This window comes from uncultured Allobosea sp., from assembly GCF_945956895.1.
Classification (GTDB): domain Bacteria; phylum Pseudomonadota; class Alphaproteobacteria; order Rhizobiales; family Beijerinckiaceae; genus Allobosea.
In genome coordinates, this window is sequence record NZ_CAMFJF010000079.1 from 1 (window position 1) to 12,175 (window position 12,175).

General features: G+C 67.7%; 10 protein-coding genes and 1 tRNA gene. 4 read left to right on the forward strand and 7 right to left on the reverse strand.

Translation table 11 applies throughout. The features are described 5' to 3' along the window. A tRNA-Arg gene (locus Q0Q02_RS21200) sits at positions 1–77 on the reverse strand. A 28-nt stretch (positions 78–105) separates the two neighbouring features. Here Q0Q02_RS21200 and Q0Q02_RS21205 point away from each other — a divergent pair. The 3 genes from Q0Q02_RS21205 (at position 106) to Q0Q02_RS21215 (ending at position 3,490) form a co-directional block, all read left to right on the forward strand. Further along, positions 106–882: a hypothetical protein gene (locus Q0Q02_RS21205; protein WP_293812485.1), complete on the forward strand. Its 777-nt coding sequence runs from the start codon at positions 106–108 to the stop codon at positions 880–882. 4 nt (positions 883–886) lie between these two features. Continuing rightward, positions 887–2,371 carry a M48 family metalloprotease gene (locus Q0Q02_RS21210; RefSeq protein WP_293812487.1) on the forward strand — a complete coding sequence of 495 codons (1,485 nt, stop codon included), beginning with the start codon at positions 887–889 and terminating at the stop codon, positions 2,369–2,371. A gap of 249 nt (positions 2,372–2,620) precedes the next feature. Continuing rightward, a complete protein-coding gene (locus Q0Q02_RS21215; RefSeq protein ID WP_293812488.1) occupies positions 2,621–3,490 on the forward strand; it encodes a dienelactone hydrolase family protein in 870 nt (289 codons plus the stop codon). Positions 3,491–3,566: 76 nt separating this feature from the next. Here Q0Q02_RS21215 and Q0Q02_RS21220 read toward each other — a convergent pair whose 3' ends face one another. The 6 genes from Q0Q02_RS21220 to Q0Q02_RS21245 form a co-directional block, all read right to left on the reverse strand. Further along, positions 3,567–4,163 (reverse strand): CarD family transcriptional regulator, encoded by a 597-nt coding sequence (locus tag Q0Q02_RS21220; RefSeq protein ID WP_293812490.1) that lies wholly within the window; start codon positions 4,161–4,163, stop codon positions 3,567–3,569. Between the two features lie 378 nt (positions 4,164–4,541). Then, entirely contained in the window at positions 4,542–4,877 is a 336-nt protein-coding gene (gene fdxA / locus Q0Q02_RS21225; RefSeq protein ID WP_293812492.1) for a ferredoxin FdxA, read from the reverse strand. Positions 4,878–5,046: 169 nt separating this feature from the next. Next, positions 5,047–5,355 carry a S4 domain-containing protein gene (locus Q0Q02_RS21230; protein ID WP_293812494.1) on the reverse strand — a complete coding sequence of 103 codons (309 nt, stop codon included), beginning with the start codon at positions 5,353–5,355 and terminating at the stop codon, positions 5,047–5,049. Between the two features lie 21 nt (positions 5,356–5,376). Next, a complete protein-coding gene (locus tag Q0Q02_RS21235) occupies positions 5,377–8,697 on the reverse strand; it encodes a helicase-related protein (protein WP_293812496.1) in 3,321 nt (1,106 codons plus the stop codon). 305 nt (positions 8,698–9,002) lie between these two features. Continuing rightward, positions 9,003–9,422 carry a helix-turn-helix domain-containing protein gene (locus Q0Q02_RS21240; RefSeq protein WP_173049320.1) on the reverse strand — a complete coding sequence of 140 codons (420 nt, stop codon included), beginning with the start codon at positions 9,420–9,422 and terminating at the stop codon, positions 9,003–9,005. Between the two features lie 96 nt (positions 9,423–9,518). Continuing rightward, complete coding sequence (locus Q0Q02_RS21245; protein WP_293812498.1) at positions 9,519–10,493, reverse strand: SIS domain-containing protein; 975 nt, start codon at positions 10,491–10,493, stop codon at positions 9,519–9,521. A gap of 149 nt (positions 10,494–10,642) precedes the next feature. Here Q0Q02_RS21245 and Q0Q02_RS21250 point away from each other — a divergent pair, with 149 nt between their 5' ends. After that, the gene (locus Q0Q02_RS21250; protein ID WP_293812500.1) at positions 10,643–12,175 is read left to right on the forward strand and encodes an outer membrane beta-barrel protein; all 1,533 of its coding nucleotides are present in this window, start codon (positions 10,643–10,645) and stop codon (positions 12,173–12,175) included.

Consider the following 12,175-nt stretch of genomic DNA (forward strand, 5'->3'; position numbering starts at 1 on the left):
TGGCGTCCCGGAAGGGATTCGAACCCCTGACCTACGGTTTAGGAAACCGTTGCTCTATCCTGCTGAGCTACCGGGACGCACGAAACTCCGTGTAGCATAATCGCGATGCGGGTGAAGTCCCTTCTTGCCATCGTCATATTCGTTGCCCTCACTGCGGAGCCGGTGCGGGCCGCATCCAGCTGCACGCCCGACGATCCCCCCGCCGCGACAGTCCTGTTGAGCGGCCTCGATCCCGCTGGGGATCCGCTTCTGGCCAATGGCCGCAGGTTGCGGCTCGTCGGCCTCGCCCCGCGCCAGAGTTCCGAGGAGACCTCGCGCTTCGACGCCGGCCTGCGCGACCTTCTCGGGCGCCCGCTCCACCTCACCATTCTCGGCGAGGCCGATCGCTGGGGCCGCCTGCCGGCGCGACTGTCGATCCCGTCGGCTTCCCCGGGCGAGCCCGCGCAGGACCTTGCCCAGCTCCTGCTCCAGCTGGGCGCGGCGCTCCCCCTGCCCGAACCCGGCTCATCCCCATGCGAAGCGCCGCAGAAGCCTGCCGTTCAGAAAACGGTAACATCTGGAACGCAAGTTTCATCGCTGACGGCGATCGATGGCCATGATCTCGCCGCGGTAAAGGCGCAGGAGGGTCGTTACGTCATGCTGGAAGGCCGGATCGCCTCGGTCGGCGAGCGCTCCCAGCGGACCTATCTGAATTTCTCCCGCCGTCCCAAGGAGGCCGCCTCGATCGTCCTGTCGCGCAGCCTCTGGCGCGAACTCAAGAGCACCGGCTGGACCGCGAGCCATCTCGGCGGTAAACGGCTGCGCGCCTATGGTGTCCTGTCCGGGCGCGACGGCCTCCTCCTCGAGGTCGCATCTCGTACGGCGCTGGAACTGATCGACTGAGGACATGCTGGAGATCTGGCGAGCATCGCTTTCGCGACCTTCGAAGCGGCTGGCAGCCATCGTGCTGCCCGGCCTGCTGCTCGTTGGCTGCCTCGGCGACCAGAGTCCGATCCTGCCGGCCAGCACCACCTCCGAAGGCGAGATCGCGCCGCGCATCAACACTGTCCAGCGCGCCTCCGACCAGGAGCATCAGCGCCTGCTTGCGGCCTTCGGCGGCGAGTACCGCGCCCCGCGTGCCCGCGCCGCGCTCGACGAGGTCGTTCAGCGGCTTGCCAAGGCGGGCGAAGGCCAGATCGGCCATTACGAGATCACCATCCTGAATTCGCCGGCGGTCAACGCCTTTGCCCTGCCCAATGGCCGGCTCTATGTCACGCGCGGCCTGCTGGCCTTGGCCAATGACACCTCCGAGATCGCCTCGGTGCTGGCGCATGAAATCGCCCATGTCACGGCCCAGCACGCCGTCGAGCGCGCCGAGAAGGAAGCTGAATCGGCTTTGGTCAGCCAGGTCGTCTCGCAGGTCCTGAAAGATCCGACCCGCAGCGCGGCCGTGCGCGCCGGCTCGAAATTGTCGCTCGCCAAGTTCTCGCGCCAGCAGGAACTCACCGCCGACCAGATTAGCGTCCGCAACATCGCGCGGGCCGGCTACGATCCCTACGGCGCCAGCCGCTTCCTCGCCACGCTCGGCCGCAACACCGCCTTCCGCAGCAGCAGCCAGAACCAGAGCGCCGACGACAAGCGGCTCGACATCCTCTCCAGCCACCCGCAGACGCCAGAGCGCATCGCAGCCGTCACCGCCGCCGCCCGCCAGATCGGCGCGCCCGGCATCGGCGAGCACGACGCCAATCGCTGGCTCGGCGCCATCGAGGGCCTCGCCTATGGCGACGATCCGCGCGACGGCGTGGTCCGGGGCCGGCGCTATCTCAACAGCGCGCTGCGCATCGCCTTCAGCGCCCCCGACGGCTTCAGCCTGGAAGCGGCCCAGGACATGGTCATCGGCGTCAGCGCCAGCGGCTCCCAGGCCCTACGCTTCGACTCCGTGACGCTGAAGAGCGGCCAGACGCTGGAATCCTATGTCGCCGCCGGCTGGATCGACGGCGTCGAGACGACCGGCATCGAGAAGATCGAGATCGGCGGCCAGCCCGCCGTCCGCGCCCATGGCCGCGGCACGGACTGGACCTTCAGCCTCGCGGCCGTGCAGATCGGCGACCGGGTCTATCGCTTCATCCTGGCAGCGCGGGGCGGCAGCGACCCGGAACGGCAGATGCGCGCCATCGTTGACAGCTTCCGGGTGATGACGCCAGCCGAGGCCCAGGCCGTCCGCCCGATGCAGATCCGCCTCGTCCCTGCCGAGACCGGCGACACCATCGCCAGCATGGCCGAGCGCATGCCGGAGCAGGATCGGCCGGGCGAGCTTTTCCAGTTGCTCAACGGGCTCGACCGCAATGCCGCGCTGACGCCCGGCCAGCGGTACAAGATCGTCGCCGAGTAGCGCCCGACAATCGGCAACGGAAAAGAACGCGGGTCATCCCGGGCGACCGCAGGGAGGCCCGGGATTCATTCCGGAACGCTTCCGTTTGAGGTTCAGGAATGGATCCCGGATCTCCGCTTCGCTGCGTCCGGGATGACCATCGCGTGAGGTCGGAGCCCTTCACAAGGCCGCGAGTCTTCGTCGCTCCCTCCTGCATCGCCTGCATCCGCCGCTATGATCGGCACAATGCAACAGCAAAGGGAGGCAAGAATGGCGCTCGACCGCCGGATCGTCGAACTCTACGACGAATACACCCATAAGCCGCTCGACCGCCGCGTCTTCATGAATCGGTTGCTCGCCATCGCCGGCACTACGGCAGCGGCCGAAGCGGCGCTGGCCTTGCTGGAGCCCAACTACGCCCGGGCTCAGCAGGTCGCTCCCGACGACACCCGCATCACCACCAGCCGACTGGATCAGACCGTCGACGGCGTCGCGTTGAGAGGCTACCTCGTCACGCCCAAGGCACAGGCGAAGCGCGGCGGCATCCTCGTCATCCACGAGAACCGCGGCCTCAATCCCCATATCGAGGACATCACCCGCCGCATGGCGCTGGAGGGCTTCACGGCGCTCGGCCTTGATTTCCTGACCCCGCTCGGCGGAACACCCAGCGATCCCGACGCTGCCCGCGCGCTCTTCCCGCGGCTCTCCGTCGAAACGGTCGTCGCCCAGGGCCGCGCCGCACTGAAATACCTGGCCGCGCGGCCGGATGCGAATGGCAAGACCGGCGTGGTTGGCTTCTGCTGGGGTGGCGGCTCGGTCAACGACCTCGCCGTCTCCGCCCCCGAATTAGCGGCAGGCGTCGTCTTCTATGGCCGCCCGCCGGACCTCGCCAAGGTGCCGCAGATCAAGGCCCGCCTGCTGGTCCAGCAGGCCGCACGCGACACCCGCCTCGTCCAGATGCTGCCCGACTATGAGAAGGCGCTGAAGGCCGCCGGCGTCCCGTACGAAGCGATCGTCTATCCCGATGTCGACCATGCCTTCATGAACGACACCAGTGCCGAGCGCTACAATGCGACAACGGCCAAGCAGGCCTGGACGCGGACGGTCGCTTTCTTGAAGGCGGGAACGGGAACGGCTTGACCGGTTCCCGGAGCACGCCAACAAAAAACCCGGCGGTCGCCCGCCGGGTTTGTCGAAGCGATTGGACAGAAGCCGCTCAGGCGGCTTCTTCGGCCAGATCGTCGTTGTCGCCTTCCAGGTCCGCCTCGGCTTCCGCTTCCGCCTTGCCGGCGCGGCGAGGGGACTTGGCGAGCTGGCCCTCGATCTTCTTGAGCGCCTCGGTCTCGGTGACGTCGTCGACCACCGCGATCTCGCGGGTCATGCGGTCGAGAGCGGCTTCATAGAGCTGGCGCTCGGAATAGGACTGCTCTGGCTGAGCCTCGGAACGATAGAGATCGCGCACCACCTCGGCGATGGCGACGAGGTCGCCGGAATTGATCTTGGCTTCGTATTCCTGCGCGCGGCGCGACCACATGGTGCGCTTGACGCGGGCGCGGCCGGTGAGCGTGGTCAGCGCCTTGGCGACGGACTCCGCATCGGCGAGCTTGCGCAGGCCGACGCTGGCGGCCTTGGCGGTGGGGACCCGCAGCGTCATCTTGTCCTTGGCGAAGCTGACGACGAACAATTCCAGCTTGAAACCCGCAACTTCCTGCTCTTCGATAGCCGTGATCTGACCGACGCCATGGGACGGATAGACGACGTATTCGCCCGTCTTGAAACCCTGGCGCACAACAGCTTTCTTCGCAGTGGACATGCCGTTACGACTCCTGACCGGCCCGCTCGACGCGAGCACGTGATGATTCAGCCCCCGGCCGGCTGGCAGGGGACTTTCCGCCTGATGCGACGCTGTGAAAACGCACCGCTTCACGCTCCCTAGTCGACTGTTTCATTGGGCCCGACGAGAACGACGACCAAAGCCCCGGCGCCGAAGCCGGCTCTTTCATCATCTGTGTTCTCTGGGGGGCGCCCCGAATTGCAGGAACCTCGCAGGGGCATGCGGAACGACTTCGACTAGGGCTGGCTTGTAACACAAAAAACACGCCGAATCAAAGGTAAACGCCGGACGGCGCTCCTCTGCGGCAGCATGGCAAGGTCGTGGTTAACGCAGCGCGACGGGATAAATCCCGCCAGATCAGTCGCCTTCGCCAGGCTCCGAAGACAGCATTTCAAGCTTCCCGGCCACGCCGTCGAACGCCTTGGCGTCCGCCGGCGGGTCCTTCTTCTGCGTGATATTGGGCCAGCTCGCCGCGAACTTGCCGTTGAGCTGCAACCAGCTTTCGAGACCCGGCTCGGTATCCGGTTTGATCGCCTCGGCCGGGCATTCCGGCTCGCAGACGCCGCAATCGATGCACTCGTCGGGATGGATGACGAGCATGTTCTCGCCTTCATAGAAGCAGTCGACCGGGCAAACCTCGACGCAATCCATATACTTGCACTTGATGCAGTTCTCGGTGACCACATAGGTCATGGGTCGGCCCTTCCAATGCTTCTAAACAGCCCCATAAACCCTTGCCCGGCGCAGGTTTCAAGGTCGTTTTCGTGATCTCTTGCAGAACGATCTGTCATTCGGGAGGCCCCGCGGGGAAGATTTCCCTCCCCTGCTCGATCTCAGCGCCGACCACTGGCAGGGCGCGGATTTAATCCTCGCCTTCCGCCTCGGCAAGCGACGCATCGCCGCTGCCACCATCGAGCCGCTCATAGAGCTGCTGGGCGATTGTGAAGGAGCCACGGCGCTCGGCGAAACCGAGGACCCTGACCACGATGGTCGCGTGCGGCAGGGCGAGCGTCAGCACGGTGCCGAGCCGGATGCCCTGCGCGGGATTCTCAGCGCGCCGTCCCTCGATGCGGACATGCCCGTCCTCCACCAGACGCACGGCTGCCGGACGGTTGCGGGCGAAGCGCGCGAACCAGAGCCATTTGTCGAGGCGCTGACGATCGTCCTGCAAACCGCCCGCGCCCCCTTCGCGTCAGTTCTTGCTGCCTTCCAGCTGAGCCTTGAGAGCCGCGAGCTTGGCGAAAGGCGAATCCGGATCCGGCTCGCGATTGGCCGGACGCGGGCGCTGCGCCTGCTGGAAGCGCTCGGCCCCTCCCCGCTCTTCCCGACGCGGGCCGCCGGGGCGGCCGTCGCGCTTGAAATCGGGGCGCGGACCGCGATTGCCCTCAGGGCGGTCCTGCCGCTGCGGCCGGTCGTCGCGACGCGGACGCTCGTCCTGGCGCGGACGCGCATCCTGACGCTGTGCTGGAGCACCCTCGCCAGCGGTCGCCGCCGGGCGGTTGTCGGGGCGTCCGTCGCGACGCGGACCACCGGGGCGGCCCTCGCGCTGCGGCCGGTCGCCACCACGGCGCTCACCACCCTCGCGGCGCTCACCGCCTTCGCGTCGGCCACGCGGATTACCATGCTCGGGACGACGCCCGCCCTGGTGACGATGCGGCCGCCAGACCTCGATCAATTCGGGCTCGGCAGGGGTGGCCTCGGCCGCGGGAGCTTCAGCGGTAACGGCTTCGGCGGGCTCAGCCTCCTCGGCCACGGCAGCCGGGAGCGCGACCATCGCATCGGCCGGAACCGGCTCACGCACCGCGTCGCGTTCAGCTTCGGGCAGGATCGGCGCATCCGCTGTCTCGACGGCAGAGGCTTCCACGGCCGGCGCCTCGCCTTCGGCAAGGGCTTCCTCGTTCAGCGCGGTCGCCGGCTCGCTCGGGCCTCCGGCCTCGGTGGAGGCTTCGGCGGCATCGCCTTCGGCCGGGGCGGTCTCCGCCTCGCCAACCACGACCGGCTGTGCCGGCTCGGTCGCGGCCGGGGGCGGCGCCAGCGGCACGGTGATCGCCGGCCCCGGACGCTTCACTGAAACATAGCCGAGCGAACGCAGGATCGAGGCGAAATCCTCGCCCGCGCAGCCGACGAGCGAGGTCATCGCGCCGGTGGCGACGAAACCGTCCTGATCGGCGGCGCCGACAGGCGGCACACCTTGCGTGACGCCGGGGCGATAGGCAATCGCCGGGCGGATCAGGTCGGCGAGACGTTCGAGGATGTCCACGCGCACAGCCCGCTCGCCGCAGACGCGGTAGCCGGCGGCCCGATAGAGCCCCTTCGGCACGGCCTTGTCGACCGGGAAGGAGGTCCGGCCGGAAGCGGCGAGATGGGCGATATCGTCGAGCCCGGCTGTCTCGGGTCCGCCATGCTTCAGCGCCCAGAGCTGGGCGGCGAGCGCGCGCGGCGCCGGCTTCAGCAGCGCAGGCATATAGATGTGGAAAGCGCCGAAGCGGATGCCGAGCTGGCGGAGCGCCGCACGGCCTTCCTGGTCGAGCGCCTTCATCTCCTCGCCGACCTTGGCGCGCTCGAGCACACCCAGCGCCTCGGCCGCCTGATAGGCGATGCCGCGGGCGATGCCGGTGACGTTCTCGGCCGCTTCCAGGATCTGTACGGCGCCGAGCAGACGTGTGATGTGATTCTTCAGCCAGAGATTGAGCCGGGCCTCGACCTGCTCGCGCGCCGGGCCGCCGAGATGCTCTTCCACCAGCAGACGCAGCCGCGGCTCCAGAACCTTCTCGCCAGCGATGAGGCGCGCCACCGGCTCGCCGGTCCAGCGCACCAGGCCGTCATGCGACAGCAGGAAGGCCTCGTCGCCTGCCAGCACGACGCGCGCCGCCCTGGCCTCGATCTCGGAGCCGAGCGCCTTCATCGCCGCCAGGTTCAGGGCCTTGACCTCGGAACCGCCGGCCTTGGGATCCGCCGTGAAGCGGAAGCCCTGCAGCATTCCCACATGCTGGCCCTCGACGAGCACGTCGCCCGTCGCGGTGACCTCAGCCTCCAACATCGCATTCTCCCGCAAGCGGCGCATCAACACGCTGGTGCGCCGATCGACAAATCTGTGAGCCAGCCGCTCGTGCAGAGCGTCCGACAGCTTGTCCTCTACAAGACGAGCCATGCCCTGCCAATGCTCTGGATCAGGCAACCAGTCAGGACGATTGGCGACATAGGTCCAAGTCCGGACCTGCGCAATCCGCGCCGAGAGCGTGTCCATCTCGCCATCGGTGCGGTCGAGCGAGGCCAGTTGCGCTGCGTACCAGTCGGCATCGAGCCGGCCATGGCGCATCAGCCGCAGATACAGCGTTGTCGCGAGATCGGCGTGCTGCATCGGCGATATCTTGCGATAATCCGGCAGTCCGCAGACTTCCCAGAGCCGCTCGACCGCCGCGCGGCCCTGCGCGAGCTTCGCGATATCCGGGTCCCGCGCCAGCACTTCCAGCGTCGTCATGTCCTCGGCGATCAGCGCGCGCGTCAGCCCCTGTTCGGATGGCTGGAGGTTCAGCGTGTCCAGGAGACCGCCGACCGAGCGCAGGTCGAGATCGGAATTGCGCCACTGCATCTGGCGGATCGGCTCGAAGCGGTGATTCTCGATCGCCTCGACCAATTCCGCATCGAATGGCGGGCAACGCCCGCTGGTGCCGAAGGTACCGTCGCGCAGATGCCGCCCCGCGCGCCCGGCGATCTGGCCGAACTCGGCCGGATTGAGCTTGCGATAGTGGTGTCCGTCGAATTTCTTGTCCGCGGCGAAAGCGATATGGTTGACGTCGAGATTGAGCCCCATGCCGATCGCGTCGGTGGCGACGAGATAATCGACATCGCCGGACTGGTAGATCTCGACCTGGGCGTTGCGGGTCCGGGGCGAGAGCGCGCCCAGCACCACGGCCGCCCCGCCCTTCTGCCGGCGGATCAGCTCCGCGATGGCATAGACCTCCTCGACCGAGAAGGCGACGATGGCCGAGCGTGGCGGCAGGCGCGTGATCTTGCGGTCGCCGGCAAAGGTGAGCTGCGACAGGCGTGGGCGCGTCACGACGTTGACGCCGGGGATAAGCTGCTCGATCAGCGGCTTCATCGTCCCCGCGCCGATCAGCATGGTCTCGGCCCGGCCGCGCCGATTCAGCAGGCGGTCGGTGAAGACATGGCCGCGATCGAGATCGGATGCGAGCTGGATCTCGTCGATCGCGACGAAATCGACAGCGAGATCGCGCGGCATCGCCTCGACCGTGCAGACCCAGAAGCGCGGCCTCTCCGGCTTGATCTTCTCCTCGCCGGTGACGAGGGCGACCGATTGCGGGCCAACCTTGTCGACGACGCGCTGGTAGACCTCGCGCGCAAGCAGGCGGAGCGGCAGGCCGATCATCCCGGTGGGATGGGCGACCATGCGCTCGATGGCGAGATGGGTCTTGCCGGTATTGGTCGGGCCCAGCACGGCCGTGACGCCATTGGCGCGGGCGGCGGGCGGCAGCGAACGAAAAGGAAGCAAGGCGAAGGAGCCGATCTTCTCGCCCGCCCATGCGGGCGGGAGCGTGGATGGGGTCGATGCAGGTCCTAGAAGCGGACCGTGCAAGAACGAGTCTGGAACGAAGCGAGGCCGAATCGCTGACTCCGGCAGAATCGGGTTTTGTTCCCTTTTCGGAGTCCGCCCCCTCGCGGCATGGGCCATGTCGTCATCGCGCCCTCCCGGAATGGCGTGGCGAGGCAGCCTAAAGCCGCCCGGCAGGAATCCTATTTAAGCCTTTTCGTCCCGGAGACGAGAGGCAAGGCAGATTTCGGGCGCGCGCCGGAGCTTCAATGATGGGCGTGACTGCACTGTCCGTGATCGGCGAGCGCCTCGATGATCGCGCAGTCGCAGGCCGCGACGCCGCCCGAGCAGGTCGTCGCGATCCGCTCCAGCTCCTTCTCCAGCGAGCGCAGTTTCGCGATCTTGTCGCGGACCTCGTCGAGATGGGCGACCGAGATCGCATGCGCCTCGTCGCAGGCCATGCCGGGCGTGTCGGAGAGCTTGAGCAGCGTACGGATGTTCTCGACCGCGAAGCCGAGGTCGCGCGCATGCTTGATGAAGGCGAGCCGCTCGGCATGGCGCCGGCCATAGCGGCGCTGGTTGCCCTCGGAGCGTTCCGGCGGCGGCAAAAGCCCGACCTGCTCGTAATAGCGGATGGTCTCGACCTTGACCCCGGTGCGATCGGCCAGCGCGCCGATCGGCATCACGCGTTCGAGCTTGCCGGCAGCAGTCATCGCGTCACCTCAAGAAGCTATAGTTCCTGTAGCTTCAGATAGTTCCGCACGACCCGTTTGCAAGCGCGATCAGGCAACGCCCATCGCCAAGAGATCGTGGACATGCACAAGCCCGGCCGGGCGATCTTCGCCATCGACCACGATCAGAGCCGTGATCCGGCTGCGATTGACCAGTTCCAGCGCCTCGACCGCGAGCGTATCGAGGCCGATGCGGCGCGGATTCGCCGTCATGATGTCGCGCGCCCTCAGCGAGGCGCCCCCGCCCATCGCCGTCTTGCGGCGCAGGTCGCCATCGGTGACGACGCCGGCGAGCTTGCCGTCCAGATCCATCACCACGGCACAGCCGAAGCCCTTCTCCGAAATCATCGCGATGACGTCGGGCAGCAGGGTGTCCAGGCCGATCAGCGGCAATTCGACGCCGCGGTGCATGATGCTCTCGACCGTCTTGAGCTGCGCGCCCAGCTTGCCGCCGGGGTGATAGACGAAGAAATCCTGCCGCGAGAAGCCCCGCGCCTCCAGCAGCGCCACGGCGAGCGCGTCGCCGAGCGCCATCTGCATCGTCGTCGAGGTCGTCGGCGCGAGCCCGTTCGGGCAGGCCTCCGTCGCCTTGGGCAGGACGAGCGCGATATCCGCTTCCTTGCCGAGCGTGCTCTCGGCATTGGCCGTGATTGCGATCAGCCCGACGCGGAAGCGGCGGGTATAGCCGACGAGCGCGGCAAGCTCGACCGCCTCACCCGACCAGGACAGCGCGATCACGACATCCTCGGGCTGGACCATACCGAGATCGCCATGGCTCGCCTCGGCGGGGTGGACGAAATGCGCGGGCGTGCCGGTCGAGGCCAGTGTTGCCGTGAGCTTGCGCCCGACATGACCGGACTTGCCCATGCCGGAGACGATCACGCGCCCGTTTGAGCCGCGGATCATCGCCACGGCCTCGGCGAAAGGCCCGCCCAGCCCGTCCGCCAGCGCGGCATGGAGCGCATCGAGCCCGGCGCGTTCGGTGGCGATGGTGCGAAGGGCGGAGTCGCGGATGTCGTCGATCATGGCCGGCGCTGTAGCACGGCTGCGCCAGCGATTTCCACCGTCAGCCGGCAGGCCGGCCTCGCGTTGACGCCTCCTTAACCCTGTTCGTTCTAACTCCATTAACCATGCGCGCCCTCCGCGCGCCCATGATCTGGAGCCCTGCGACGCCCGTGTCCGGCCGCGCGACGACCCTGCTTCTGTCCGGCACGGCCCTGGCCGGGCTGGCGCTCGCCTGCGCGACCGCGCAGGCGCAGCAGATGCCGCGCGGCAATCTCCGGACGGGCACGCCGACTTACGTTGCGCAGCAACCTCCGGCCCCGCAGCCCGATCCGACGCCGGCCGCACCCGAGCCCGACGCCGGCAACGGCCCGGCCCGGCCCGGCCTGCGGCAGGGTTCATCCATCTCCGGGCGGCAGCCGCCGCGCGCCAGCCAACCCATCCAGGCCCCCGCGCTGCGCGGCGTCACCCAGCGCGAGCTCCGGCCGCCGCCGCCCGCGGTCACGGTCATGCCGCCGCCTGCCCCACCGCCTCCGCCGCGACGGCGGCGTCCCGTGGTCGAGGACGATCCCTATGCCGCACTCGGCATCCGGATCGGCTCGATCACGCTGCGCCCCGCGATCACCAACTCGATCGGCTACGACACCAATCCGCAGCGCACGTCCGCGGCGGGCGCCAAGGGCTCGCCCTACAGCCGCTACGAGGGCGAAGTCGCGGTCCAGTCCGACTGGAACGTCCACGAGCTCAAGGGCCAGTTGCGCGGCGGCTATCTGCAATTCTTCCGGAACAAGGAAGCCTCACGACCGGATGCCGAGGGCAATCTCGACCTGCGGCTCGATGCGACGCGCGACACCCGCATACTGCTGGAATCGCGGGCCAAGCTCGATACGCAGCGCCCGGGCTCGCCCGACCTGACCTCCGCCGTGACCGGCCGCCCTCAGGTCTATCAGTATGGCGGCTCGGCCGGCGTCACTCACGACTTCAACCGGCTGCAACTGACGCTGCGCGGCTCGGTCGATCGCAGCGACTACGAGGACGCCCATCTGACCAGCGGCGCCTTGCTCTCGCAGAAGGATCGCAACCAGACGCAATACGGCTTGCGCCTGCGCGCCGCCTATGAGGTCACGCCCGGCTTCAAGCCATTCGTCCAGGCCGAAATCGACCAGCGTGAGTTCGACGAGAAGGCCGATTCCAATGGCTATATGCGCTCCTCGAACGGCGTGACCGGGCGCATCGGCTCGAGTTTCGAGATCAGCCGGCAGCTCACCGGCGAAATCTCCGGCGGCTATCAAGATCGGAAATACGAGGATTCGCGCCTGAAGAACCTGCGCGGCTTCGTCGGCGATGCCGCGATCCTGTGGTCTCCGACCCCGCTGACGACGGTCACGCTGCGCGGCGGCGCCGAGCTTGGCGACACCACCATTCCGGGCTCATCGGGCACGACCGCAAGGCGCGTCACGCTGGAAGTGGCGCATGCGCTGCGCCGCAACCTGACCGTCACCGGCTTCACCAATTTCACCCGGACCGAATATGATGGGCAGGGTCTGCGCGAAGACAGCATGAATGTCGGTGCGCGGCTCGAATACAAGCTGACCCGCACCTTCGCCATCCGCGCGAGCTTCACCCATGAGCGCCTCAACTCGACCGCTCAGGGCTCGGACTATACCGCGAATGTCTCGCTGGTGGGCCTGAGGGTGCAGTTCTAG

Bases quoted from the DNA above. Each gene is read 5' to 3' on its own strand.
- Q0Q02_RS21205 (WP_293812485.1), top strand. From the start codon at position 106: ATGCGGGTGAAGTCCCTTCTTGCCATCGTCATATTCGTTGCCCTCACT.
- Q0Q02_RS21210 (WP_293812487.1), top strand. From the start codon at position 887: ATGCTGGAGATCTGGCGAGCATCGCTTTCGCGACCTTCGAAGCGGCTG.
- Q0Q02_RS21215 (WP_293812488.1), top strand. From the start codon at position 2,621: ATGGCGCTCGACCGCCGGATCGTCGAACTCTACGACGAATACACCCAT.
- Q0Q02_RS21220 (WP_293812490.1), bottom strand. From the start codon at position 4,163: ATGTCCACTGCGAAGAAAGCTGTTGTGCGCCAGGGTTTCAAGACGGGC.
- fdxA (WP_293812492.1), bottom strand. From the start codon at position 4,877: ATGACCTATGTGGTCACCGAGAACTGCATCAAGTGCAAGTATATGGAT.
- Q0Q02_RS21245 (WP_293812498.1), bottom strand. From the start codon at position 10,493: ATGATCGACGACATCCGCGACTCCGCCCTTCGCACCATCGCCACCGAA.